The 26832-nt window shown below is 72.7% G+C and carries 18 protein-coding genes; 13 read left to right on the forward strand and 5 right to left on the reverse strand.

The window, feature by feature from the left end:
• The first annotated feature begins 44 nt into the window (after positions 1-44).
• From PT931_RS17230 to PT931_RS17240, 3 genes are read left to right on the forward strand one after another with little or no spacing between them, the layout of a single operon-like run.
• On the forward strand, positions 45-3092 hold the full coding sequence (locus PT931_RS17230) for a hypothetical protein (protein WP_456246745.1): 3048 nt from the start codon (positions 45-47) through the stop codon (positions 3090-3092).
• Entirely contained in the window at positions 3089-4492 is a 1404-nt protein-coding gene (locus PT931_RS17235) for an ABC transporter ATP-binding protein (protein WP_456246746.1), read from the forward strand. Before PT931_RS17230 ends, PT931_RS17235 begins: the two co-directional genes overlap by 4 nt.
• Positions 4489-5139: an ABC transporter ATP-binding protein gene (locus tag PT931_RS17240; protein WP_456246747.1), complete on the forward strand. Its 651-nt coding sequence runs from the start codon at positions 4489-4491 to the stop codon at positions 5137-5139. The genes PT931_RS17235 and PT931_RS17240 overlap by 4 nt, the downstream gene beginning before the upstream one ends.
• Before the next feature lie 49 nt (positions 5140-5188).
• On the opposite strand, the gene PT931_RS17245 is transcribed toward PT931_RS17240, so the two are convergent.
• Entirely contained in the window at positions 5189-5863 is a 675-nt protein-coding gene (locus PT931_RS17245; protein WP_456246748.1) for an Asp23/Gls24 family envelope stress response protein, read from the reverse strand.
• 252 nt (positions 5864-6115) lie between these two features.
• Between PT931_RS17245 and PT931_RS17250 the strand changes: the two genes are divergently transcribed.
• Genes PT931_RS17250 through PT931_RS17265 form a run of 4 tightly spaced genes read left to right on the forward strand, consistent with a single transcriptional unit; the run spans position 6116 to position 9583 of the window.
• Positions 6116-7222, forward strand: coding sequence for a DegT/DnrJ/EryC1/StrS family aminotransferase (locus tag PT931_RS17250; protein WP_456246749.1), 1107 nt, complete (start codon positions 6116-6118; stop codon positions 7220-7222).
• A complete protein-coding gene (locus PT931_RS17255) occupies positions 7210-8181 on the forward strand; it encodes a glycosyltransferase family 2 protein (RefSeq protein ID WP_456246750.1) in 972 nt (323 codons plus the stop codon). Before PT931_RS17250 ends, PT931_RS17255 begins: the two co-directional genes overlap by 13 nt.
• Positions 8181-9113, forward strand: coding sequence for a WxcM-like domain-containing protein (locus PT931_RS17260; RefSeq protein ID WP_456246751.1), 933 nt, complete (start codon positions 8181-8183; stop codon positions 9111-9113). The genes PT931_RS17255 and PT931_RS17260 overlap by 1 nt, the downstream gene beginning before the upstream one ends.
• 20 nt (positions 9114-9133) lie before the next feature.
• Positions 9134-9583 (forward strand): GtrA family protein, encoded by a 450-nt coding sequence (locus PT931_RS17265; protein WP_456246752.1) that lies wholly within the window; start codon positions 9134-9136, stop codon positions 9581-9583.
• Here PT931_RS17265 and PT931_RS17270 read toward each other — a convergent pair whose 3' ends face one another.
• Entirely contained in the window at positions 9584-11869 is a 2286-nt protein-coding gene (locus PT931_RS17270) for a hypothetical protein (RefSeq protein WP_456246753.1), read from the reverse strand.
• Positions 11870-12170: 301 nt separating this feature from the next.
• On the opposite strand from PT931_RS17270, the gene PT931_RS17275 reads away from it, so the two are divergent.
• The 5 genes from PT931_RS17275 (at position 12171) to PT931_RS17295 (ending at position 21924) form a co-directional block, all read left to right on the forward strand.
• On the forward strand, positions 12171-13844 hold the full coding sequence (locus PT931_RS17275; protein ID WP_456246754.1) for an acyl-CoA mutase large subunit family protein: 1674 nt from the start codon (positions 12171-12173) through the stop codon (positions 13842-13844).
• A 13-nt stretch (positions 13845-13857) separates the two neighbouring features.
• Entirely contained in the window at positions 13858-14778 is a 921-nt protein-coding gene (locus PT931_RS17280) for a tetratricopeptide repeat protein (RefSeq protein WP_363728254.1), read from the forward strand.
• 10 nt (positions 14779-14788) lie between these two features.
• Positions 14789-15856 carry an arginase family protein gene (locus tag PT931_RS17285; RefSeq protein WP_456246755.1) on the forward strand — a complete coding sequence of 356 codons (1068 nt, stop codon included), beginning with the start codon at positions 14789-14791 and terminating at the stop codon, positions 15854-15856.
• Between the two features lie 230 nt (positions 15857-16086).
• On the forward strand, positions 16087-20958 hold the full coding sequence (locus PT931_RS17290; RefSeq protein WP_456246756.1) for an NAD-glutamate dehydrogenase: 4872 nt from the start codon (positions 16087-16089) through the stop codon (positions 20956-20958).
• Positions 20959-21162: 204 nt separating this feature from the next.
• Positions 21163-21924: a hypothetical protein gene (locus PT931_RS17295; protein ID WP_456246757.1), complete on the forward strand. Its 762-nt coding sequence runs from the start codon at positions 21163-21165 to the stop codon at positions 21922-21924.
• Positions 21925-22133: 209 nt separating this feature from the next.
• Here the strand turns inward: PT931_RS17295 and PT931_RS17300 are convergent, their stop codons facing one another.
• The 3 genes from PT931_RS17300 to PT931_RS17310 form a co-directional block, all read right to left on the reverse strand.
• Positions 22134-22775 (reverse strand): phosphonatase-like hydrolase, encoded by a 642-nt coding sequence (locus PT931_RS17300; RefSeq protein WP_456246758.1) that lies wholly within the window; start codon positions 22773-22775, stop codon positions 22134-22136.
• Between the two features lie 88 nt (positions 22776-22863).
• Complete coding sequence (locus PT931_RS17305) at positions 22864-23967, reverse strand: TIGR03364 family FAD-dependent oxidoreductase (RefSeq protein ID WP_456246759.1); 1104 nt, start codon at positions 23965-23967, stop codon at positions 22864-22866.
• 103 nt (positions 23968-24070) lie between these two features.
• On the reverse strand, positions 24071-25573 hold the full coding sequence (locus PT931_RS17310) for a glycoside hydrolase family 3 protein (protein WP_456246760.1): 1503 nt from the start codon (positions 25571-25573) through the stop codon (positions 24071-24073).
• A 102-nt stretch (positions 25574-25675) separates the two neighbouring features.
• Here PT931_RS17310 and PT931_RS17315 point away from each other — a divergent pair, with 102 nt between their 5' ends.
• Positions 25676-26761: an ROK family transcriptional regulator gene (locus tag PT931_RS17315; protein ID WP_456246761.1), complete on the forward strand. Its 1086-nt coding sequence runs from the start codon at positions 25676-25678 to the stop codon at positions 26759-26761.
• The last annotated feature ends 71 nt before the right edge of the window (positions 26762-26832 follow it).

The following is a 26832-nucleotide window of genomic DNA, read 5'->3' on the forward strand; positions in this document are numbered from 1 at the left end:
GTCCCCTGCGATGTGGCTCGGGCGCGGAATCAGGGGAGGCTACGTTGACGGCTTGGACCGTCACGCTGCGTGGGATCAGGTACCGCTGGGGCCGCTCTCTCGCCGTGCTGCTGTTGGCCACGGTGGCCGTGACCGCCGCGGTGCTGGCCCCGGCGTACGCGCGGGCCGCCCAGCAGTCCGTCCTCCTCGACGGCCTGACCAACGCGCCCCCGACGGCCACCGGCCTGCTGGTCTCCGCGGCCACCCCGGCGGACGCGGCGGCCGCCCCGACGGCGGGCACCAAGCTCGCGATCGGCAACGCGCTGCTGCGGTACCCGACCCTGAAGGCCGCGTTCGGCGTGCCCGTCGCGTCCGTGGAGGCCGAGTCGCTGTTCGGTGACCCGTCCGACGCGCTGGCCGCGCGGCTCGCGTACCGCGACGGGGTCTGCGAGCACCTCGTCGTCACCGGGGCCTGCCCGGCCACCGAGGGCCAGGTGCTGGTCAGCGACCGGTCCGCCAAGGACAACGGCCTGGCGGTCGGCCAGCAGGTCACCCTGCGCGGCAAGCCCGGCAAGGCCAGGACCCTGACCATCACGGGTACCTACACGCCGACGAACGCCTCCGAGAGCTACTGGGGCCGCACCGCCTACTTCACCGCCGGCGTCCCCGGCCCCGACGGCGCGAGCACCCGGACCGACACCCTGTTCACCTCCGTCGAGGACGACGTGCGAGGGCTCGGCACCGACGCGCGGGTCCGGGTCGAGTACCCGCTGAGGGCCACCGCCCTGAACCTCGACAACGTGGCCGGCGCCCGCGAGGACCTCAAACTCCTCGGCCGCGCCCTGCCCTCCGCCGGCGGACTGCAGGTCACCTCCGCGCTGCCCGGCGTCCTCGACGACATCGTGGTGGAGCAGGAGGCCGTCGCGCGCAACGTACCCGTCGTCGCCATCCCGCTCGTCCTGCTCAGCCTGTTCGTGCTGTTCCTGCTGGTCGCGGCCGTGACCGAGGAACGCTCACCCGAGCTGGCCCTGGCCAAGCTGCGCGGCTACCCGCTGGCCCGCGCCGGCCGGTTCGGGCTCGCCGAGACGCTGGTCCTGATCGTGCTGGCCGCCCCGCTCGGGCTCGTCGCCGGCATGCTGCTCGTCCGGGCCGCCGCGTCCCTGGTCCTCGCCCCGGGCACCTCCGTCGAGTTGTCCGGCGCCGTGCTGCTCACCGCCCTGGCCGCCGTCGCGGGCGCCGTGCTCGCCGCGCTCGGGGCCGGCTGGCGCACCCTGGGCCGGCCGGTACTGGCCCTGCTCCGCCGGGTACCCAACCGGGCGAAGTGGCGGGCGACGATGCTGGAGGTGGCGGCGGCGACGTTGGCGGCGGTCGCCCTGTTCCAGGCCTTCCGGGACCGGTCCTCCGCGCTCGCCCTGGTCGCCGCGCCCCTGTTGGCGCTGGTCGCGGGCATGGCGGTCGCCCGGCTGCTCACCGGCTACGCCCGGGGCTCGCTCCGCCGCGCCGGCCGCCGGGGCCGGCTCGCCGCCCTGCTGTCCGCCGCGCAGCTCGCCCGCCGCCCCGCCGGACACCGGATCGTCGTCGTCCTCACCGTCGCCGTCGCGCTGCTCACCTTCGCCGCCACCTCCTGGGACGTGGCCGCCGGGGCCCGGGCCGAACGGGCCCGGCAGACCGTCGGCGCCGACCGGGTCTACACCGTCGACGTCGCCCACCCCGACGCGCTCGTCGCCGCCGTCGCCCAGGCCGACCCGTCGGGCCAGTCGATGGCCGTCGTCCGGGGCCAGGCCCACTACGGCGACGGCTCCGTGGAACTCCTCGCCGTCGAGTCCGCCAAACTCCCCGCCGTCGCCGACTGGGCCGGCCGGGACCTGAAGGCGCTCGCCGGCAGGCTGCGCCCCGGCGCGGTCGCCCCGGTCGTGGTCAAGGACCGGATCGACGTCGACGCCGTCATCTACGGGCTGAAGACGGAGAAGGACAAGCCGCTGCGGCTCGTCGCCGTCGTCAGCGCCGCCGGGGAACCGCCCCGCACCGTGAGCCTCGGCGTGCTCAGCTCCGGCCCGCACACCTACGGCGCCCCGCTGCCCGGCTGCGCCACCGGCTGCCGGCTGCTCGGCCTGGGCGTGTCGCGCACCCCGGGCAGTACCGACGTGTTCACGGTCGACCTCGCCGTCAACGCCGTCCGCGGCGCCGACGGGCCGGTCGAGGCCGGCTTCGACGCCGAGGGCCGGTGGCGCAGGCTCGCCGCCCGCGCCCCGCAGGCCGAGCTGACCGTCCGCGCCGGCCCCGCCCTGGGCCTCAGCGTCCGCAGCGGCGACGCCGGCGACGTGATCGCCGAGCACGTGTCCGCCCCCGACGTGATCCCGGCCGTGGCCGTCGGGGCCGTGCCCAAGGGCGACGCGTTCTCGTTCCCGGCGCTCACCGAGAAGCCCCAGCAGTTCGGCGTCGCGGCCCGGGGCGACCGGCTGCCCCGCGCCGGCGACCGGGGGCTGCTGTTCGACCTCGACTACGCGGTGCGTTCCGCCGAGCGGACCACGAGCCTCGCGGACACCGACACCCTGCGGTACGAGGTCTGGGCCTCCCCGAAGGCCCCCGCCGACCTGGGCGCCAAGCTCACGGCGGCCGGCGCCCGGGTGGTCGGCACCGAGTCGATCGGCGGCACGGTGACCCGGCTCGAACGGCTGGCCCCGGCGCTGTCCCTGCGGCTGTACCTGCTCGCGGGCGCCGCCGCCGTCCTCCTCGCGGTCGGCGCGGTACTGCTGACCGCGTACGTCGGCGCGACCAGCCGGCTCAACGAACTCGCCGCGCTCCGGCTCGCCGGGGTGCCCGCGCGCACGCTGCGCCGGGGGGTGCTGCGCGAGTACCGCGCGCTGCTCGGGATCCCGCTGCTCGTCGGCGCGGTGACCGGGATCGGCGGGGCGGCCCTGATGCTGCCCGGCCTGCAACTCGTCTCGGTGCGCGACCCCGCCGGGCTGGGCCGGATGGCCGACGCGTTCGGCGCGGGCTGGCTGCCGGTGGCGCTCGTGGCCGTGGTGTGCGGCCTCGGGTTGGCCGTCGCGGTGGTGCTCCGGATGTTCGCGGGCGCGTCCCCGCACCGACTGCGGGAGGGTGAGCGATGACCGAGCCCCGACACGACCAGAACGGTGGGGCCCATGAGTTCCGGGGTTGGTTGGCCGATCCGGAACCGGAGGCGGAGCAGGTGACCGAGCAGTGGGCCCCGGCGCCGGCCGCGCCCGCCCGGGAGCCGTGGCCGGCCGCCGAGCCCGCCGCCCCCACCCGGGAGCCCTGGCCGCAGGAGACCGCCGCCCCGGCCCGGGAGCCCTGGCCGCCGACGCCGGCGCCCGCCGCGCCCGCCGCCGAGCCCGCGCCCCGCGAGCCCTGGCCCGCCGCGCCGCCCGTCGAGCAGTGGACGGCCCCGGCCCGCGAGCCCGAGCCGGACCTGTGGAACCCGGTCCGCCGCCCCGAGGCCCTGCCGCAGGCCGAGGAGCCCACCTGGCTCCGCGACCAGGCCCCGGCGGCCCCCGAGGCCCGCCCGGCCGCGCCCGAGCCCACGTGGCTCCGGGACCACGCCCCGGCCGCCCCGGCCCCGGCCCTGACGGACCTGGACCGCCCCCTGACCCGCCGCGACGTCACCGGCTACACCACCTCGGGCGTGCCCCTGGTGCGCCGGGTCGCCGGCGCGGCGGTCACCTGCCGCGGCCTGGTGTACATCTACCGCCTGGAGGGCTACGACGTCGTCGCCCTGTCCGGCGTGGACCTCGACATCGCCCCGGGCGAGTCCGTGGCCCTCGTCGGCCCGTCGGGTGCCGGCAAGTCGACCCTGTTGTCCCTGCTCGCGGGCCTGATCTCCCCGGCGGCCGGCCGGCTGGAGGTCGGCCCGCACGACCTGGCCAAGGCCACCGAGGTCGAACTCCAGCGGATGCGGGCCGCCGACATCGGCGTGATCCTGCAGGGCGCGGGCCGCAACCTGCTGCCGTACCTGACGGCGGAGCAGAACATCCACTTCGCCCAGGGCGGCGCGGCCCGCCGGGACCGGAGCGGCCTGCCCAAGCCGAAGGAGCTGCTCAGCCTCGTCGGGATGAGCGGCCGGCGCGCCCGGCTCCGGCCGTCGGAGATGACCCCGGGGGAGCGCCAGCGCCTCGCCCTGGCCGTCGGGATCGCCAACGGCGCGGGCCTGCTGCTCGCCGACGAGCCGACCAGCCAGCTCGACGCCCGGTCCCGGGACGAGATGCTCCGGGCCCTCGACGCGGTCAACCGGGCCGGTACCACCGTCGTGGTGGTCACCCACGACCCCGAGGTCGGCGCGCAGATGGGCCGCACGGTCACGATCCGCGACGGCCGGGTCGGCGCCGAGGGCCTGCGCGGCGAGGACTTCGCCGTGATCGGGCGCGACGGTTCGCTCCATTTGCCCCCAGAGGTACTCGAGGTTTATGCACCTGGAACCTTGATGCGGGTTGAGTTGCAACCGGACGGAACGGTACGACTGAACGCGATGACCCCGCCCCAGGAGGACCAGTGAAGACCCTTGTAGTCGACGGACTGACCGTCAGGTACGACGACCACGCCGTGCTGACCGATGTCTCCGTCGTCGCGGCGCCCGGTCAGCTCCTCGCGGTGACCGGCACGTCGGGCGCGGGCAAGACCACCCTGCTGTGGGCGATGGCGGGGCTGCTGAAGCCGGCGGCGGGCAGCGTCACCGTGGACGGCGCGGCGCTGCGGGACCGCGACCACGCGGTGTCCGAGGGCGTGGTGCTGATGCCGCAGGACAACGGGCTGGCCGCCATCCTGACCGCCAACGAGAACGTGCAGGTCGCGCTGCTCGCGGGCGGGGTCACCCCGCCCGACGCCGCGCAGCGCACGGCCGACAGCCTGGAGAAGCTGGGCCTCACCGGCCAGGCCGAGCAGCTGGTCGAGGAGATGTCCGGCGGCCAGCAGCAGCGGGCGTCCATCGCCCGTGGCCTGGCCATGCACGGCACGATCGTGCTGGCGGACGAGATCACCAGCGAGCTGGACGCGCAGAACCGGCAGCGGGTGATCGAGCTGCTCCAGGCCGAGGCCCGGCGGGGCGCGGCGGTCGTGTTCGCCACCCACGACCCGGAGGCGGCGGCCGCGTGCGACGCGGAACTGCACCTGGTCGACGGCCGCGCGGAGCTGGTGCGCGGCTAGAAGGACATTCGACGGGTACGGGGGCCGCACGCCGGCCCCCGTCGCCCGGTCAGCGCTCCTCGAACTCCGGCGTGTGGATGTCGTCCACGAGGATGTTCACCTCGGTCACGGCCACGCCCAGCATCCGCTCGACGGCCTCGATCACGTTGGCCCGTACGGCGTCGCACACGGTCAGCACCACGTGTCCGTACTCCACCACCAGGGTCAGGCGCACTTCCGCCTGCCCGCCGGTCAGCTCCACCGACACGCCCCGGGTCGCCGAGGCGTCCGTCGTACCGAGCCCGATCCGTTCCCGGACCGACTGGAACATCCGGGACACGTCGCCCCCGAGGTCGTGCACGCCCTCGACCTCGCGGGCCGCGATCGCCGCGACCTTCTCGACCACCTCGTCGGCCACCCGGGTCACGCCCCTGCTCGCCGGGACCTCGGCGGTACCCCGGCGGTCCGGGGCCCCGCCGGCGCGGCGCTCCGGGGTGTCGGTACCGGCCCGGCGCTCGGCGCGCGGTGGTTCGACGCGCTGGGGTTCGGTGCGCTGTTCCGGGATCTGTTCGAGCTGCTCGGCGCGGCGAAAGGCGCTCAGCGAGTGTTGCCCCGTGGGGGGCTCGACGACCACCGGGGGCACGTACCCGACGGGGTAGTTGTTGGTGTTCACCGGGGCGTACTCCTCCGGGACCGGGACATAACCACCCAGGCGGGGGGCCGACGCGTCAGGCTGCTCCGTCATAGTTCGCAGCCTATGGCCGGTGTCAACCGTCCGCCGGGGCAGGGGTCGCCGACCTGGCGGGATCGTTGACTGTGGATGTCGATCTCGCAAACGGACACCCAAACCGCCGGGCAAAGTCGGACAGCCGGGACCAGCTAGAATGCTCTGCGTGATGGCTCCGGGCTCCGCGTTCGGGTTGTTTGCACCAGCAGTACCACTATCGTCCGGTTCTGCGTTTTCTATCCTGCTTGTTGACGTTGAAGGACTCTGCGCGTGACAACCCTCAAGTCCATAAATGAGCTCCTGCGGCACAACGGGCCGTTGGAGGCCGAGATCCTTGAGGCGTGCGCCCGGCTCGTGGCCAGCGGTTGGTACGTCCTCGGCAACGAGGTGGCGGCGTTCGAGGCCGAGTTCGCCGACTACTGTGGACAGCCGCACGCGGTCGGCGTGGCCAACGGCACCGACGCCCTCGAACTCGCGCTCCGGGCGGTCGGCGTGGCGGCGGGCGACCGGGTCGCGGTCGCGGCCAACGCCGGCGGGTACGGCACCATCGCCCTGAACGCCGTCGGCGCCGTCCCGGTCTTCGTCGACGTCGACGAGGTGACCTTCGGCATGGACCCCGACGCCCTGGAGGCGGTCCTGCGCGCCGGGGACGTCCGGGCCGTCATCGTCACCCACCTGTACGGCCGGCTGGCGGCGATCGAGGAGCTCACCCGCCTGGCCGCCGCGCACGGGGTCAAGCTCGTCGAGGACTGCGCGCAGGCGCACGGCGCGGCCCGGGGCGGCCGCAGGGCCGGGGCCTGGGGCGACGCGGCGACCTTCAGCTTCTACCCGACCAAGAACCTCGGCGCGCTGGGTGACGGCGGGGCCGTCGTCACCGGCGACCCCGAGGTGGCCCGGACGGTCCGCCAGCTCCGGCAGTACGGCTGGGACCGCAAGTACAGCTCCGCGATCGCCCACGGGCGCAACAGCCGGCTCGACGAGCTCCAGGCGGCCGTGCTGCGCACCAAGTTGCCGTACCTGCCCGACTGGACCGCTCGGCGGGCGGCGGTGGCCGGCCGGTACGCCGAGCGGATCGACAACCCGCTCGTCACCCTGCCGGCGGTGTCCGGCGCGGACTACGTGGCCCACCTCTACGTCATCCGGGCGGCCGACCGGGACTCTCTGGCGGCGCACCTCCGCGAGAACGGCGTGCCGCACGACATCCACTACCCGACGCCGGACCACCGGCAGCCGATGTTCGGCGACGCCTTCGCGGACGTGTCGCTGCCGGTGACGGAGCGGCTGGCCACCGAGGTGCTCACCCTGCCCTGTTTCCCGGAGCTCACCGACGCGGAGATCGACTGGGTCGCGGACACGGTCAACGCGTGGAGGCCGTAGCCGTGTACTCGCTCGTCATCCCCGTGTACAAGAACCAGGACTCGCTCGCCGACCTCCTGGTCGTGGTCGACAAGCTGAACATCCAGCTCGACGGCCGGCTGGAGGCCGTCTTCGTGGTCGACGGCAGCCCGGACGACTCCGCGGCGATCCTCCGCGACGCGCTGCCCCGGCAGGACTTCGCGTCCCGGCTGATCGTGCTGTCCCGGAACTTCGGTTCGTTCGCCGCGATCAGGGTGGGCCTGCAGCACGCCACCGGCGAGTACTTCGCGATGATGGCCGCCGACCTCCAGGAGCCGCCCGAGCTGGTGATGGAGTTCTTCACGAGCCTGACCACCGAGGAGTACGACGTCGTGATCGGGACCCGCGAGTCGCGCGCGGACCCGCTCAGTACCCGGCTGCCGTCCACGGTCTTCTGGGCCGTCTACCGCAAGTTCGTCTCGCCCCAGATCCCGAAGGGCGGCGTGGACGCCTTCGGCTGCAACCGGGTGTTCCGGGACACGCTGCTGGCCTGCGAGGAGGCCAACACGTCGCTCATCGCGCTGCTGTTCTGGCTCGGCTTCCGGCGCAAGGCCGTGGCCTACGATCGCCAGCAGCGCGTGCACGGCACGTCGGCCTGGACGCTGCGCAAGAAGGTCCGCTACCTGATGGACAGCGTGTTCGCGTTCACGGACCTGCCGATCAAGGTGCTCCTCGGCTTCGGCGGCCTCGGGGTCGCCCTCGCCGTCGTGCTCGGGCTCGTGGTGCTGGTCGCGCGGGTGTCGGGCTGGCTCACCGTCCCGGGGTACGCGGCCACGATGCTCGTCGTCCTGTTCTTCGGCGGCGTCAACACCCTCGGCCTCGGCCTGATCGGCTCCTACGCCTGGCGGGGCTACGAGAACACCAAGAAGCGGCCCCTGGCGATCGTGCTCCGCGAGCTCGCGTTCCCCGGTGTCGAGGCACAACCGCGGAAGGACGACTGATGTCGACGTACGTGCACCCCCAGGCCCTGTGCGAGTCGACCGCCATCGGGGCCGGCACCCGGGTGTGGGCCTTCGCCCACGTGCTGCCCGGCGCGGTCATCGGGGCCGACTGCAACATCTGCGACGGGGTGTTCGTTGAGAACGACGTCGTCGTGGGCGACCGGGTGACCGTGAAGTGCGGCGTGCAGCTCTGGGACGGCGTGACGCTGGAGGACGACGTCTTCGTCGGGCCGAACGTCACCTTCACCAACGACCGGATGCCGCGCAGCAAGGTCTACCCGGAGTCCTTCCAGAAGACCGTGGTCCAGGCGGGCGCGTCCATCGGGGCCAACGCGACGATTCTCCCGGGCGTCGTCATCGGGCGGTCCGCGATGATCGGCGCGGGCGCCGTGGTGACGAAGTCCGTCCCGCCGTACGCGATCGCCGTCGGCAACCCGGCGCGGATCACCGGCTACGTGGACTCCCCGGAGTTCGTCGGCGAGGACACCGTCGGCGGGGTCCCGGCGGGCCGGGTCGAGACCACCAAGGTCGAGGGCGTGACCCTGCACCACCTCGACCACGTGAAGGACCTGCGGGGCGACCTGTCGGTGGGCGAGTTCGACCGCGACATCCCGTTCGTCCCCCAGCGGTACTTCATCGTGTTCGACGTGCCCAGCGAGAAGACCCGCGGCCAGCACGCGCACAAGGAGTGCCACCAGTTCCTGATCTGCGTGCAGGGCCAGTGCTCCGTGGTGGCCGACGACGGCACCTCGCGGCAGGAGTTCCTGCTGGACAGCCCGGCGACGGGGCTGTACCTGCCGCCGATGGTGTGGGGGACCCAGTACAAGTACTCGCCGGACGCCACGCTGCTGGTGTTCGCCTCGCACACCTACGACCCCGACGACTACATCCGGGACCACGCGGAGTTCCTGGCCGCCCGGGCGGCGTGGTGAGCGGTCCGGCGGACGACGTCGTGACCGGTCCGGTGGCCGGTCCCGCCACGGACTCCCCGGCGGCCCCCGCCGCCACCGGCCTGGTGGCCCGCCTGATCGCCGACCGCCGGGTGCGCTACGTCGCGGCGGGCGGGATCGCCGCCGTGGTGTTCTACGGCACGTTCTCGGGCACCTGGCTCCTGTTCGGCGGCCGGGTGCCGTACCTGGCGGCGGTGCTCGTGGCCAACATCGTCACGGCGCTCGTCACGTACCCGATCTACCGCCGGTCCGTGTTCGTCTCCTCCGGGCCGTACGTGACCGGCTTTCTCCGGTTCTACGCCGTCTCGCTGTGGAGCCTCGCCTACAACCTGGTGGCGCTGCCGCTGCTCGTCGAGGTGCTCGGCGTGCCCGTGCTGATCGCGCAGGGCATCGTGATCGTCACCGGGCCGCTGATCAACTACCAGATCCACCGGCTGTGGGCGTTCAAGTAGCTACCTGAGCGAGTACACCGCGATGTGGCCCCGGACCAGCCGGAGGTCCGCGAGCCGGGCCAGGTCCGGGGACTCGACCCCGACCTGGCGGTTCACCACGATCCACCGGACCCCGTAGTCGTCCCGGAGTTCCCGCAGGCCCCCGGCCGTCGGTCCGGTGATCGCCGCGTCGTTGCGCGCGAGGAGCTCCTGGTCCCAGAACGGCAGCAGCGCGGCATTGATCTTGAGGTCGCGGGCGGTGTTGGCCAGGCGCGGGACGTAGCTCCAGCTGCCGACCAGGGTGTGCCGTTCCGTGTAGGCGTTCAGCCAGAAGGACAGCTGGGTCGAGTCCACCCCGACGGTCCGGTGCTGGTTGGTGACGAGCACGTCGTCCGGGTCGGACCGGTCGCGGACCCAGTGCGCGGCGTCGACCATGTCGCGGGTCACGAGCTCGTGGTACCCGCCCCACCGGCCGCCCAGGCTCCGGGTGTCGATGTACAGGGCCGGGGCGCCGGCCATCAGGACCACGCTCAGCGCCGCCAGGGCGGCCACGCCGGCCGGTATCCGTCCGGTCCGGCGCAGGAGCCCGAGGAAGAGCCCCGCGACGACCGCCACGACGACGGTCGCCACGACCGCGGCGACGACGGGCTTCCAGATCCACACGCCGAGGCCCTGCACGAAGCGCCCGCTGTGCCGGAGCACGCCGAGCACGCCGGTCATGGCCACGGCGGCACCGATCAGGACCGCCGCCATCGTCCGGCCCCGCACGGAGTGGCGTTCCGCCAGCCGGACGAAGCCGATCGCGGACAGGATCGCGCCCGCGCCCCAGATGGACCGGAGGAAGTACAGCTGGCTGCTGCCGGGGTGGCCGAGCAGGGTGGTGCCCCCGACCCCGGCGGCGATCGCGCCCAGCAGGAACCACTCGACGCCCGTCCACGGGGCGCGCTTGCGGACCGCCAGGTAGGCGAGGACGACCACGCCGGCCAGCCGGGGGAGCTGGTAGGCCGCGTAGCCGAGGACGGCGATGACGTAGAGGGCGACCTTGCGCGCCCAGGAGCCGTGGTCGACGGTCGTCAGCGACAGGCCGACGTTGGACAGCGGGTCCAGGGACACGCCGAGGGACTGGAAGCGGTAGAGGACGGCCATGGCGAACAGGTACACGCCGACCAGGCAGGCGAGCAGGAGCCAGACCCGGGGCTGCCGTTGCCGGCGGAGTACGCCGACGCCGAGCACCAGGACGACCCCGGCCAGGATCGTCGGTACCCCGCTGGACTTCGCGCCGGTCAGGGCGAGGCCCAGCCCGATGGCCAGCGGCCACACCCCCCGGCCGAGCGGGGCCCCGGGCAGCCCGGACGGGCGGATCACCTCCACGGCCACGATCAGGAGGGCGAACGTGAACAGCCAGCTGTAGGCGGCGGTGGGGCTGGTCCAGACGAACGTGGTCGAACTGCCGAAGTAGATCGAGAACGTCTCCAGCGACAGCTCGCCGACCGCGAACGTCAGCGCTGCGGCGAGCGCGCCGACCCACGGCCGGCCGGTGATCCGCCACCCGGCGAGGGCCAGCACCAGCACGGCGCCGACGCTGACCAGGATCGGGTCGAACCGGAAGTAGACCGTGGCCAGGTCCGTGCCGCTGATGATGCTGCCGGCGGCGTGGTGCGCGGAGGCGAACCAGTGGTAGTGCAGCGGCTCGTTGGTCACCTGGGGCACCGTCAGCGGGAAGTGGTGCTTCGCCTCGGCGGCCAGGGACAGCAGGTACTCCAGGTCGTACAGGTACCGGGACCCGCCCGGCGCGGGCGTCGGCCCCTGCCCGCGCAGCTGGACGTCGAGCATGTAGAGCAGGAAACAGCCGACCACGACGAGGACCGACCACGACCAGGCGATCGGCGTGCGGTGCGGGTAGGTCACCGGCCGCCAGTGCCGGCGCAGCGCCGGGACGGCGAGGAACACGGCGACCACGACCAGCGGCCAGGCGGGCAGCCACGCGAGCAGGCCGAGGGAGCCCGCCGCGACGTAGCCGCCGATCTCCAGGGCCAGGCCGACGACCCCGCCCATGACCAGGTCGTCGAGGAGGCTGTGCGGAGCGCGGCGCAGGGACCGGTAGACCAGGACGCCGGGCAGCATGACCCCGTACACCAGATAGCCGGTGTACTTCGCGATGTCGACCACGGAGGTGCCGAGCACCAGCAGGAGGGCCAGCAGCCCGACCGCGCCCACCGCGGCGGGCAGCAGGCGGAGGAGCGTGGGCGTGCGTCCGCCGGTGGGCGGAGGGTCGACCGGGGTCGTCGCGAGGGACTGGGCACTCATACCTGGGGACACTCCGGCTCCTGCGACGCTGCGTTGCCTCGGGCGGCCCCGACCGCCCGGGGCGAATCCGCCTGTGGTGCGAAACGCGCGAGAGTGGGGCTTCGGCCACCGCGCGCAGATGTTACCAGGCTGGCCGGAGGGCGGCGGGAGTACGAACGGGAAGTGGGACGGCCGTCGGAGGGAATCCCGACTGCCGGACACGGTGAGGCTCCCTAGCGATCGTTAAGGTGCCCGGCCTACTATTCGGAGCGGGGCGCCACCGCGCCTGTTGTGAGTACAGACCCAAACCCAGGGGGATGTCGTGGACGCCGAGCAGATCGCCGCAGGCCGGGCCCGGTGGCAGGAGCGGTACGAGAAGTCGAGGGTCCGCGACGCGGACTTCACCACCTTGTCCGGCGAGACCGTCGAGCCGGCCTACGGGCCGCCCGAGGGGGTCGACTACCCCGGGTTCGAGCGGATCGGCTGGCCGGGCGAGTTCCCGTACACCCGGGGCCTCTACCCGACCGGGTACCGGGGCCGGACGTGGACGATCCGGCAGTTCGCCGGCTTCGGCAACGCCCAGCAGACCAACGAGCGCTACCACCTGCTGCTCAACTCGGGCACCGGCGGCCTGTCCGTCGCGTTCGACATGCCGACCCTGATGGGCCGCGACTCCGACGACCCGAAGGCGCTCGGCGAGGTCGGCCACTGCGGGGTGGCCATCGACTCCGCCGCCGACATGGAGACCCTGTTCCAGGGCATCCCGCTCGGCGACATCACCACCTCGATGACGATCTCCGGCCCCGCCGTGCCGGTGTTCTGCATGTACCTGGTGGCGGCCGAGCGCCAGGGCGTGGACATCCACGGGCTGGACGGCACGCTGCAGACGGACATCTTCAAGGAGTACATCGCGCAGAAGGAGTGGCTGTTCCCGCCCCAGCCGCACCTGCGCCTGATCGGCGACCTGATGGAGTACTGCGCGGCGGAGATCCCCAAGTACAAGCCGCTGTCGGTGTCCGGCTACCACATCCGCGAGGCCGGGGCGACCGCCGCGCAGGAGCTGGCGTACACCCTGGCGGACGGCTTCGGCTACGTCGAGCTGGGCCTGTCGCGCGGCATGGACATCAACCGGTTCGCCCCGGGCCTGTCGTTCTTCTTCGACGCGCACGTGGACTTCTTCGAGGAGATCGCCAAGTTCCGCGCGGCCCGGCGGATCTGGGCCCGCTGGCTGCGGGACACCTACGGCGCGACCAGCGAGAAGGCGCTCTGGCTGAAGTTCCACACCCAGACGGCCGGCGTGTCGCTGACGGCGCAGCAGCCGTACAACAACGTGGTCCGCACCGCCATCGAGGCCCTGGCGGCCGTCCTGGGCGGCACGAACTCGCTGCACACGAACGCCCTCGACGAGACCCTGGCGCTGCCGACGGACTCCTCGGCCGAGATCGCGATGCGCACCCAGGCCGTCCTCATGGAGGAGATGGGCCTGACGAACGTGGCCGACCCGCTGGGCGGCTCGTGGTACGTGGAGGCGCTCACCGACCAGGTCGAGGCCGAGGCGGAGCGGATCTTCGCGAAGATCCTGGAGATCGGCGGCGACGGCACGATCACCACGGGCCTGCTCAAGGGCATCGAGGACGGGTACTTCATGGCGGAGATCGCCGAGAGTGCCTTCGTGTACCAGAAGGCCCTGGAGTCCGGCGACAAGCGGATCGTCGGGGTCAACTGCCACACGGAGACGATTAGCCACGAGCTGGAGATCCTCCGGGTCTCGCACGAGGTCGAGGTCGAGCAGAAGAAGCTGCTGGCGGACCGCAAGGCGGCGCGCGACGACGCTCGGGTGCAGGCGGCCCTGGCCGACCTCGTGGCGGTCGCGCGCACCGACGGGAACATGGTCCCGCCGATGCTGGAGGCCTGCCGCGCCGAGGCGACCCTGGGCGAGATCTGTGACGTCCTGCGGGCGGAGTGGGGAGAGTACCGGGAGCCGGCCCGCTTCTGACAGACTTTCTCCCATGAAGCAGCTCGATCCGCGCAACGCACCATCGATGTTCACCCGTGGCGCCGTCGACCTCGGCGCGATCCGGGACCGGGCGGCGGCCCAGGCGAAAGCCGAAGCCGCCGCCGCGGCCGGAGCTCCAGCGGCCCCGGAACCCGCCCCGGCGGGCGGCTCGATCATCGACGTGACCGAGGCGACGTTCCAGGAGGTGATGGAGCGGTCGCTGACGGTCCCCGTCCTGCTGCTGTTCAGCACCGAGTGGGCGACCGAGGCCGCCGAACTCCGGGCCGAACTGGAACGCCTCGCCACCGAGGCCGAGGGCGCCTTCGTCCTGGGCCGGGTCGACGCCGAGAAGGAGGCCCGGGTCACCCAGGCCTTCCGGGTGCAGAGCGTGCCCACGGTGTACGCCGTGATCGGCGGCCAGCCCACCCCCGGCTTCGAGGGCGTGATCGACAACGCCCAGCTGAAGCAGTTCGTGGACGCCGTGATCAAGGCGGGCGGCGGTGAACCGGCCGAGGCGCCGGAGGACCCGCGCCTGCTGGCGGCCGAGGACGCCCTGATGGACGGGGAGCTGGACACCGCCGCGGCGGCGTACGGCGAGCTCCTGGCGGAGAACCCGGGGGACGCGGTGGCCCAGGCCGGGCTCGCGCAGGTGGAGCTCCTCCGCCGGATCGCCGGGGTCGACCCGCACGCGGCCCTGGCCGCCGCCGAGGCCGCACCCGACGACGTGGCCGCCCAGACCCTGGCCGCCGACATCGAGGTGCTGTCCGGAAACGCCGAGCAGGGCTACAGTCGGCTCGTCGGGCTCGTCCGGCGCACTTCCGGGGCCGAGCGCGACCAGGCCAGGCTGCACCTGATCTCCCTCCTCGCCCTCGCGGCGCCCGAGGACCCGGTCGTCGCGAAGGCGCGCCGGGCCCTGGCCAGCGCGCTGTTCTGACAGGACCGCCATGCCCCCCGGCCCACCGGACGACCCGAGCACCGCGCGCAGGATCGCGGTGCTCGACGCGCCGTCGAACCTCGGCCTCCGCCCGCCGACCATCGGGTCGGTCCCGGGCTGTGGCAAGGCTCCCGGCGCGCTGCGTGACGCCCGGATCGTGGACCGGCTGAAGGCGTACGACGCCGGGTGCGTCACCCCGCCCCGGTACGACCCGGGGGAGTGGCGCCCCGGCGACGGCGTGGCCCAGGCGGGCTCCGTCGCGGTGTACTCGAAACTCCTCGCGGCCCGGATCGGCGGCCTCCTCGACCAGGACTACTTCCCGGTGGTCCTGGGCGGGGACTGCTCGATCACCCTGGGGGTGGCCCTGGCGCTCCGCCGCCGGTCGCTGGCGATGGCGGCCGAGGAGGCGGCGCACGCGGCCCGGGAGGCGGCCCGGGTGGCGGAGTCGAACACGGACCCGGAGCGGTACGCGGCGGAGGTCGCCGCCGCCGTCCGGGCCACCGTCCTGCCGCCCCAGCTGCCCGAGGGCCCCCGCTTCGGCCTGGTGTACCTCGACGGGCACTCCGACTTCCGGCACGAGGGCAACGCGCCGTTCGTGGGGGCGGCGGCGGGGGAGAACCTGGCGCTGGCGACCGGGCGGGGCCAGTTGGCGCTGACGGACATCGACGACCTGAAGCCGTACCTGCACGACCAGGATGTCGTGGTGCTCGGCATCCGCCAGCACGACGAGCACCGGATGGACCTGCGCGCGGCGGGCATCGAGCACCGCACGGTGCCGGCGCTGCGCGCCGAGGGGGCGTCCCGCAGCGCCGCGTGGGCCCGGGAGGTGCTGGCCGACTGCGCCGGCTACTGGGTGCACGTGGACGTCGACATCCTCGACCCGTCGGTGATGCCCGCGGTGGACGCCCCCGACCCGGGCGGCATCGCCTACGGGGAGCTGGAGCTGCTGATCGCGGGGCTGACCGACGCGCCCGAGTGCCTGGGCCTGCACATCTCCGTGTTCGACCCCGACTACGACCCGACCGGGACCTACGCCGAGGAGCTCGTCCAGCTGCTGGTCAACGGGCTCGGTGTCTAGGTTGGTCACTGAGAGTTACCACACACTGAGTGCGATTCGATCACGCTCCGTGCGCGTTGTACCAGGGTGGGGAAGCGTGAATGTCCGGTACGCCATGATGTGTCATCGGCTATCCGGCCAGCACACGGCATCCGGGTGGAGCAAACCCGACTGGCCGTTCAGTCGGGACCGGGCAGCGCATAGGCTGGGATCCAGCACACAGCGCGGTGGGCGAAGGGGAGTGGACCCATATGGAACGGCGTCCGGCGACCGTGACAGACACCATAGAGAGTCTGTCTGGGATCGGTGTCGATGACGAGGCCGAGCTCGCAGAGCCGGTACCGAACCGCGATCGTTTGATCGCCGATGCGTGCGCGTTGGCGGGTGAGAAAGATCAAGAACTTGCGGAGCTGTACTGGCGCCTCGTCCCCGACGAGGAACTCGTCGACGAGAGCCCGCAGGACATGCTGCACGCGACCCTCGAGCACCAGGCCCTGGCGGCCCAACGGCTCCCGGGCGAGCTGAAGCTCGACGTCAGCACGCCGACCAGCGACGGGCACACCACCGTCACCGTGGTGACCGACGACATGCCGTTCCTGGTGGACTCCGTGACCGCCGCCCTGATGGGCGAGGGCCTGGGCATCCGCCTGCTCGTGCACCCGCAGGTCGTGGTGAGCCGCGAGCCGCTCGGCCGCCTGACGGCGCTGTTCCCGTCGGTCGACCCCGACGACGCGGGCGAGGGCCAGCTCGTGGAGAGCTGGATGCGGATCGAGGTGGACCGGGTGCGCGACGAGGCCCAGGCCACGTCGCTGCGCAACGCCATCCAGCGGGTCCTCACGGACGTGCGCGAGGTCAACGAGGACTGGCCGAAGCTCCAGCACCGGGCGCTGAGCCTGGCCGACGAGCTGTCCGGCGCCAAGCTGCCCGTGCCCGACAAGGACATCAACGACACCGTGGAGCTGCTGCGCTGGTTGGCGCAGGACAACTTCACCCTGCTGGGCTACCGGGAGTACGAGCTGGTGGACGGCGAGTTCCTCCAGGCCAAGCTCGGCACCGGCCTCGGCATCCTGCGCCAGGACTCCACCACGCCGCGCGCGCTGTCCTCCATGACCCCGGAGGCGTACGCCAAGGCGCTCGACCAGCGGCTCCTGATCATCACGAAGGCCAACTCCCGGGCGACGGTGCACCGCACCGCGTACCTGGACTACATCGGCGTGAAGACGTTCGACGACAACGGGGTCGTCAACGGCGAACGCCGGTTCCTGGGCCTGTTCGGCTCCGGCGCGTACCTGCACTCGGTGCGCGACCTGCCGGTGATCCGGCGCAAGGTCGACGAGGTGCTGGACCGCTCGGGCCTGTCCCCGCGTTCGCACTCGGGCAAGGACCTGATGGAGGTCCTGGAGACCTACCCGCGCGACGAGCTGTTCCAGATCTCCACCGACGAGCTGTTCCACACCGCGATGGGCGTGCTGCGCCTGGCCGGTCGCCGCCAGCTCAAGCTGTTCGTCCGCAAGGACGCCTACGGCCGGTTCATCTCGTGCATGGTCTACCTGCCCCGGGACCGGTTCACGACCGGCAACCGGCTGAAGATGCAGGAGATCCTGCTCGCCGAGCTCAACGGCATCGGGGTGGACTACACGACCCGGGTGTCGGAGTCGACCCTGGCCCGGGTGCACTTCATCGTGCGCACCGACCCGGCCGCCCCGCCCGGGGAGATCGACACCGACGCGATCAGCGAGAAGCTGTCGGACGCGACCCGGCTGTGGGACGACGACTTCCGGCTCGTCCTCGACCGGCACCTCGGCGAGGACCAGGAGAAGCGGCTGTTCGCGCGGTACATCGACGCGTACCCGCAGACCTACAAGGACGAGCACACGCCGACCGAGGCCGCGAAGGACATCGCGAAGCTGGAGCTGGTGGACGAGCCGGGCGAGTTGGCCCTGCACCTGTTCCGCCGGCGGAAGAACGACGCGGACCTGCGGTTCAAGGTGTTCCGGTTCGGCGAGCCGATGGTGCTCTCCGCGGTGCTGCCCGTGCTGCACTCCCTCGGCTTCAAGGTCACCGACGAGCGGCCGTACGAGATCCGCCGCTCCGACGGCACGGTCTACCTCTACGACTTCGGCCTCGTGGCCCCCGAGGACTCGTCCCCGGCGCCCGAGATCCGGGCCACCGTGGAGAACGCCTTCTCGGCCACCTGGCACGGCGAGGCGGAGGTCGACGGGCTCAACCAGCTCGTGCTGCGCGCCGGGCTGTCCTGGCGGCAGGTCGTGGTGCTGCGTGCCTATGCGAAGTACCTGCGGCAGGCGGGCACGGTCTTCTCCCAGGAGTACATGGAGGAGACGTTCATCGCCTACCCGGGCGTCGCGACGCTGCTGGTGGCGCTGTTCGAGACCCGGTTCGACCCGCAGCTGGGCCTGACCGAGGAGGCGCGCGCCACGCACGCCGACGAGCTGGTCACGGCACTGAAGGCGGAGCTGGACCAGGTCGGCAGCCTCGACCAGGACCGGATCCTGCGCAGCTTCCTCACCCTGATCCAGGCGACGCTGCGCACCTCGTTCTTCCAGCGCTCGGCGGGCGGCCGGCCGAAGTCCTACATCGCCTTCAAGCTCAACCCGGAGGCGATCCCGGACCTGCCCCAGCCCCGCCCGAAGTACGAGATCTGGGTGTACTCGCCGCGGTTCGAGGGCGTCCACCTGCGGTTCGGCGCGGTCGCCCGGGGCGGTCTGCGCTGGTCGGACCGCCGCGAGGACTTCCGGACCGAGATCCTCGGCCTGGTCAAGGCCCAGATGGTGAAGAACGCGGTCATCGTGCCGGTCGGCTCGAAGGGCGGCTTCGTCCTCAAGCAGGCGCCGCCGGCCACCGACCGGGACGCGTTCTTCGCCGAGGGCGTGGACTGCTACAAGCTGTTCATCTCGGCGCTGCTGGACGTCACGGACAACCTGGTCGCGGGCAAGATCGTGCCGCCGGCCGAGGTGGTCCGGCACGACGGCGACGACCCGTACCTGGTGGTGGCCGCCGACAAGGGCACCGCGACGTTCTCGGACACGGCGAACGGCATCTCCGAGGCGTACGGCTTCTGGCTGGGCGACGCGTTCGCCTCCGGCGGCTCGGCCGGCTACGACCACAAGAAGATGGGCATCACCGCCAAGGGCGCGTGGGAGTCGGTCAAGCGGCACTTCCGCGAGATGGGGCTGAACACCCAGACCGAGGAGTTCACGGTCGTCGGTGTCGGCGACATGTCCGGCGACGTGTTCGGCAACGGCATGCTGCTGTCGGAGCACATCCGGCTCGTGGCGGCGTTCGACCACCGGCACATCTTCCTCGACCCGAACCCGGTCGCGGCCACCTCGTTCGCCGAGCGCGCGCGCCTGTTCGAGGTGCCGCGCAGCAGCTGGGACGACTACGACCGGTCGCTGATCTCGGCCGGCGGGGGCGTGTTCCCGCGCACCCTGAAGTCGATCCCGCTGACCCCTGAGGTCCGGGCGTCCCTGGGCCTGGACGAGGGCGTCACCGAGCTGTCCCCGCCGGACCTGATGAAGGCCATCCTCAAGGCCCCCGTCGACCTGTTCTGGAACGGCGGCATCGGCACGTACGTCAAGTCCTCGCACGAGAGCCACGCGGACGTCGGCGACAAGGCCAACGACGCGATCCGGGTCAACGGCAGGGACCTGCGGGTCAAGGTCGTCGGCGAGGGCGGCAACCTGGGCTGCACCCAGCGCGGCCGGATCGAGTACAGCCTCGCGGGCGGGCACATCAACACCGACGCCATCGACAACTCGGCCGGCGTGGACTGCTCCGACCACGAGGTCAACATCAAGATCCTGCTCAACGGGGTCATGCAGCGCGCCGAGCTGGACCTCGCCGAGCGCAACGTCCTGCTCGCCGAGATGACCGACGAGGTCGCCGAGCTGGTGCTGGCCGACAACTACGGCCAGGCCACCGCGCTCGGCAACGCCCGGGCACAGTCGCACTCGCTGCTGCCCGTGCACCGCCGGCTCATCGCGGAGCTGGAGCGCGTCGGCCGGGTCAACCGGGAACTCGAGGCGCTGCCCACCGAGGAGGAGCTCGACGCCCGCGACGCGGCGGGCCTGGGGCTCACCTCGCCGGAGTTCGCGGTGCTGCTGGCCTACGTCAAGATCGTGCTGGAGGACGAGATCCTGGCGTCCGCCGTGCCCGACGAGGACTGGACCACCGAGGTGCTGTCCGGCTACTTCCCGACCCCGCTGCGGGAGCGGTACGCGGCCGACATGCACAACCACGCCCTCCGCCGCGAGATCGTCACCACGGTCCTCGTCAACGAGGTCGTCAACCGGGGCGGCATCTCCTTCGTGTTCCGCGCGGCGGCCGAGACCGGGGCCGAACCGGCCGACGTCCTGCGCGCGTACGTGGTGGTCCGCGAGGTGTTCGGGCTGCGCGACCTGTGGCGTTCGGTGGAGGCCCTCGACAACGAGGTCCCGACCGACACCCAGACCCTCGTGCTGCTGGAGGCCCGCCGGCTGATGGACCGGGCGGTGCGCTGGATCGTCCAGAACCGCCGGGTGCCGCTGGACGTGCCCGCCGAGATCGCCCGGCTCCGGCCCGGCGTGGCCAAGCTCCTGCCCGAGCTGAACACCCTGTTCCGGGGCGCGGAGCGGACGGCGCTGCGGGCGCACATCACGATGCTCACCGAGAAGGGCATCCCGGAGCAGCTGGCGGACTGGGCCACCCGGCTCATCTACGGCTTCGGGGTGATCGACATCGTGGAGGTCGCCACCGCCACGGGGGCCCAGCTCGACGAGGTCGCGGGGGTGTACTTCGTCCTCTCCGAGCGGTTCCGGGTGGACTCCCTGCTCACGAAGATCTCGCAGCTGCCCCGGGCGGACACCTGGCAGACCCTGGCCCGGATGGCTCTGCGCTACGACCTGTACGCGGCCCTGGCGGCGCTCACCGCCGAGGTCCTCTCGGCGTCGGGTTCCGACCTGCCGGCCGAGGAGCGGGTCGACGTGTGGGAGCAGGTCAACGCGGCGTCCATCGTGCGGGCCCGCAACGCGATCGGCGAGTTCGACGACTCGCGCGCGGACCTGGCCCCGCTGTCGGTGCTGCTGCGCCAGATCCGCACCCTGGTGCGGACCTCGGCGGCGTAGACCATACAGAGGGGTACGGAAGGCCCTCCCGCGTCGCGGGCAGCCGTACCCCTCAACTGGGTTTGATCGGAAAGGGATGTCCCGTCCTGGGGCGTCCCTTTCCGCCGCTCCGGACGCGGAGCGGTCACCGGCGCGCCACCCACCCGGCGGCGCAAAGGCCGGATAATGCGGGACGGCGGGGCGCCGGCGGCGGAGGATGGGGCGATGGGGGACTGGTTCGACCATCGGATCATCGAGACCGGACGGCTGCCGCTGTTCTGCTTCTTCGCGTGCCTCGTGCTGGCGTTCTCGTTCATCCGGCTGTCGGTGCGGATGATCCGGGCGCAGGTGAAGTGGTGGCCCGGCAACGTCCAACCCGGTGGGCTGCACATCCACCACGTCGTGTTCGGGGTCGTGTTCATGATCGTGGGCGGGGTCGCCGGCATCTCGATCTCCGACGAGAAGACGATCTGGCTGGCCTGCTCGGCCTCCCTGTTCGGGATCGGCACGGCGCTCGTCCTGGACGAGTTCGCCCTGATCCTGCACCTCAAGGACGTGTACTGGGGCGAGCAGGGCCGGACCTCCGTCGACGCGGTGTTCGTCGCCGTCGCGCTCACCGGGCTCCTGCTGCTCGGCGTGCGGCCGTTCGGCCTGGAGGACGTGACGGTCTACAACGACGACGGGGCGGTCAGCCGCAACGGCACCCGGGCCGTGGTCGTGTTCACCCTGCTGATCAACGGGCTGCTGGCCGTCCTGACCCTGCTCAAGGGCAAGATCTGGACGGGCCTGGTCGGCATCTTCCTGCCCGTGCTGCTGATCGTCGGGGCGATCCGGGTGGCCCGGCCGGCCTCGCCGTGGGCGCACTGGCGGTATCCGCCGGACTCGCGGCAGATGGCGCGGGCGCTGCGCCGGGAACGGCGCTACCGCAGGCCCGTGATCAAGGCGAAGATCTACGTCCAGGAACTGATCTCCGGACGCCACGGCTGAACCCATTTTCCGGGTACGCCGGGGATGTGACCCGCCTGCGGCGGCATTTCCGGACGGGTGGCCCCTGCCAGCCGGGCCCGGCAGTCCCCGCCGTCCCGGGTCCCCGTCAGCTCCACGGCGGAGTCGGCCCGGACAACTCCGCCCCGGCCCAGGCCGGAGAGGCCCCGCCCGGTCTCCCGGTGCGGGGCCTCTCCGACGTGCGCCGGCGCCTAGAGCAGCAGGTCCGGCAGCTCCCGGACCGAGTTCAGGATGTGCGTCGCGCCCGCGGTCCGCAGCGTGTCCGCGTCGTGCGCCCCCGTCAGCACCCCGCCCACGACCGACGCCCCGGCCCGCAGCCCCGTCAGCACGTCCGAGGACGTGTCCCCGACCACGGCCACCGCCCGCACGTCGTCCACCTGGAGGTGCAGGAGCGCCGTCAGGACCAGATCCGGATACGGCCGCCCGCGCCCCGCCTCGGCCGGCGTCAGCGTCAGGTCCGCGATGTCCTGCCAGCCGAGCGCCGCCAGGAGCGCGTCGGCGGTGGTCCGGGCGAACCCGGTGGTCAGCGCGACCTTGATCCCGGCCTCCCGCAGCTCGGCGATCGTGTTGGCGGCCCCCGCGATCGGGGCGGCCCGCCCGGCCCGGACCAGGGAGCCGTACGCCTCCTCGAACGCCAGGTTCGCGCCCTGGGCGGCCGCCTCCTCGCCGAGCAGGGCCCGGAACACCGAGATCTTGGACTCGCCCATCGTGCGCCGCACGTAGTCGAGCTGGTCCTCGGTGTGCGCGGGGAGCGCCGCCTGGAACGCCTCGATCACGAGCCCGTCGTCGGCGATCGTCGTCCCGGCCATGTCCAGCACCACGAGATCGATCATCGCCGCCACCCCGTCCCCGCGCCCGAACGCGTCCCCGTCCGCCCCGCCGCGAGACCCTCCGGCCCCGCCGCCACCACGTCGGTCATGGTCACCACCCCGCCTCTTCCGCTGTCTGTTCCGCCATCGCGGGTGATCCAGTCATGCCCCGGCCGCCGGGGCCGGTCACCAGCCACACCCCGGGCAGGGGCTGCGACCGGTGCAGGACGGCCTTCGGGTCCAGGCACTGCGCGTACACGCCGGCCCAGCGGCGCGTGATCCGCGGCAGGGGACGGCCCAGGAGCGCCGAGGCCACCTCGGTGAGATGGTCGTACGGCGGCTCCACCACGTCGAAGCCGAACGGGTGCTCGTACTCGTGGGTGTCCCCGATGGTCAGCCCGCCGTCGAGCCGCTGGACCATCAGGAGCTGCATCCTGTGCTCCGCCGCGACGGGCGCCTGCGGTTCGGTGAGGCCCTCGGAGCGGAAGAAGGGGTAGTACCGGAAACTGTCGCCGTCCGCGACGGCCGTGGTCAGCGCCGTGTCCAGCGGGGCGGTCTGCGCCATCTGGAGCCGCACCTTGCGGATGGGCAGCTCCGGGGCCAGCTCGCGGACCAGCCCGCCGAGCCACGCGCCGGTCGCCAGGACCACCTGGTCGGCCCCGTGGGTGTCCCCGTGGTCGTCGCGGACGCTGCCGGTGGCGACGTCGCGGACCTCCCGGCCGGGCAGCCAGGTGTACCGGCCGCTGAGGGCCAGGTGCGCGCGCAGGGCCGGCAGGGCCACCCGGGACTCCACGGCCGCGTCCCGCTCGCAGTGCAGCGCCGCCAGGTACTCGCCGCCGAGCGCCGGGTTCAGCGCCCGGGCGTCGGCGCGGCTGAGGAGGCGCAGGCCCCGTACTCCCGCGGTGGGTTCCCGGAGGGCGGCCTCGGCGACCTCGACCTCGGCCTCGGTCCGGCAGACGGTGAGCGAACCGGCCGGCCGGAAGCCCACGCCGGGCACGGCCGCCCCGATCCGTTCCCACAGTTCGCGGGCCCGCAACGCCGTCTCGACGTCGGGGCCGTCCAACCGGCCGCTGACCCAGACCAGGCCGAAGTTCCGGACGGACGCGCCGCGCGCCTCCGCCTCCCGTTCCAGGTGTACGACCTGATGGCCGCGCTCGATGGCCCACCACGCGTGCATGGTGCCCAGGACGCCGCCGCCGACGATGACGATCCGCACTCGCAACTCCTCACGATCTTGTCGATCGTCAGGCTGCTCGGGCGGGGTGGCATCCAGGCGTCCCCGAGGTGTCCGCCGGGTGAAGTTCGGTCGGGTAAATGGTCTAGACCAATTCTGCGGTACCGGTCCCCGGGCTCGCCGCGTCCCGCGGGGCACCCAGCACCTCCGCCGCGGCCTGCCCGTTCGCGCGGCTCGCGCCGTGCGTCGTCACGAACGCGGACACGCCCGCCGGCCGCCACGCCGAGGGCCAGCCCATCTCGACCACCACGACCGCCGGGTGCCGGGCCGCGAGCGCCTCGATCAGCGCGCGGGCCTGGGGCCAGCGGTGGGTGTCGCGGCCCACGACCACGATGTCCCGGTCGCCGGCCACGGCGGACAGGTCGGCGGCGGACGGCCCCAGGTACGGCGCGCCGTTCTGGGAGATCGACACCGTGACCAGCTCGCCGTCCAGCGGCAGCCCCCACGGCACCGTACCGACCGCGATGTTGGACTCCGAGCCCAACTGCACGAGCAGCGGCTCCTTGAGCGGCGGCAGCGAGCCCTCGACCCGCACGGCGCGCCGGGCGGCGGTGCGGATCGCGTCCCGGACCGCCTCGGCGCTCTCGGCGGCCACCGGCTTGAGGTCGGCGACCGAGGCGGCGCCCCGGGCCACGGCCTCCTCCAGTCGGGCGACCGGCAGCCGGCCGCCCCGGGCCGCGAACACGATGCCGTCGATGATGGACTCGCAGAGCGCCTCGTTGATGTCGGAGCCCAGGCAGAGCAGGTCGGCGCCGGCGAGCAGCGCGCGGACGGCCGCCTCGGGCAGGCCGATCGCCCCGCTCGCGCCGCGCATCTCCAGCGCGTCGGTGACGACCGCGCCGGTGAAGCCCAGTTCGCCGCGCAGCAGGTCGTTGAGGACCCGGCCGCTGGCGGTGGCGGGGGAGTCGCCGGTCAGCTCCGGTACCCGGATGTGCGCTGTCATGATCATGCGGACGCCGGCGTCGATCGCTGCCTTGAACGGCGGCAGGTCCCGGCCGCGCATGACCGCGAGGGAGTCGGTGATGGTCGGCAGTTCGAGGTGCGAGTCGCTGACCGTGGCCCCGTGGCCGGGGAAGTGCTTGGCGCAGCCGGCCACCCCCGCGGACTGCAGCCCGTCGATCGCGGCGGCGGTGTGCCGGGACACCAGGGCCGGGTCCGCGCCGAACGAACGGGTCCCGATCACCGGGTTCTCGTCGGCGGAGTTGACGTCCACTGTGGGCGCGAAGTTCACGTTGATCCCGACGGTGGCGAGTTCGAGGCCGATGCCCCGGTACGTCGCCCGGGTCAGCTCCGGGTCGTCGGCCGCGCCGAGTGCGGCGTTGCCGGGATAGGGGCTGCCTTCGTGGTACGACAGCCGGGTGACGTCGCCACCCTCCTCGTCCAGGGCCAGCAGCACGTCGGGGTTGGCGTCCCGGAGCTGCGTGACAAGTGTGGCGAGTTGGGCACGGTCCACGATGTTATAGCCGAAGAGGGTATACCCAGCCAAGCCCTCTTTGAGCAGTCTGATTGCCCAGGGGGGAGCGGTCGTTCCCGGGAAGGCGGGCAGCATGGTGCTGAGGGCGAGCCGGCGGAGCGTCGGGTCGGTCATGCCCTGGGGTGTCCTTTCGCTGGCTCACCGTAAGCTGTCCATATTCTCACGGTGCGGAAATCTAATAGGAAACTTTCCTAAAGACTAGAGGACGATATCAGTATGAGTCCAGGCCGCCGCCCCGGCACGCCCCGGCTGCTGCGCGCGCTCAACGATCGAGCCGCACTCGAACTGCTCCTTGCCCACGGCCCCCTCACCCGGGCTCAGTTAGGAGAGTTTACAGGTCTATCCAAGGTCACGGCGTCCCAGCTCGTGGAGCGTCTCGAACAGCGGGGACTGGTGACCCACGTCGGTTCCCAGGCCGGCGGCCGGGGGCCGAACGCGCTGCTCTACGCCCTGGTCGCCGACGCGGCGTACGTGGTGGGCGTCGATGTCGGCCCCACCCGGGTGCAGGCCGCCGCCGCCGACATCACCGGCAAGGTCGTCGGTCAGGTCACCATGTCGACCCACGACTCCGACGACCCGGTCGGCGTCGTGCACGCGGCGGTGACCAAGGCCCTCGGCTCCGCGCCGCTGTCCCGCCTCAAGCGGGTCGTGCTCGGTACCCCCGGCCTCGTCGACCCCGCCACCGGCGACCTGTCGTTCGCCTGGGACCTGCCGCACTGGCACCAGGGCCTGCTCGGCGCGCTCCGGGAGGACCTCGGCGTCCCCGTCGTGTTCGAGAACGACGTGAACCTCGCCGCCGTCGCGGAGTCCCGGCAGGGCGCGGCGGTCGGTGTGGATGACTTCGTCCTGATCTGGGTGGACCGCGGCGTCGGCATGGCGTCGATGATCAACGGTCGGCTGCACCGTGGCGTCACCGGCGCGGCCGGCGAGATCGGCTACCTGCCCGTCCCCGGCGGTCCGCTCCCGCAGGGCCTCTCGAACCGCGAGCAGGGCTCGTTCCAGAAGGTGATGGGCGCCGAGGCCGTCGCGGCGGTCACCGACTCCGACGAGATGGCCCGCCGGCTCGCCCTCGGTGTCGCGGGCGCGTGCGTGGTCCTCGACCCCAGCCTCGTGGTCCTCGCCGGCTCCGTCTCCCTGGAGGGCGGCCGGGACCTGGCCGAACGGGTCGAGCGCGAGGTGCACGCGATCGCGCCGATCATCCACCCGAAGGTGGTGCTGGCCGAGGTCGACACCGACCCGGTGCTGAACGGGGCGCTGCTCACGGCCGTGGACGCGGCCCGCGAGGAGATCTTCGAGTCCTAGGGACGCGCTGAAAGGGGGCCCGTCCTGGTCGGACGGGCCCCCTTCACGCTGCCCGGGTGTCCCGGGTGGGG

It is taken from the genome of Longispora urticae (genome assembly GCF_053902585.1).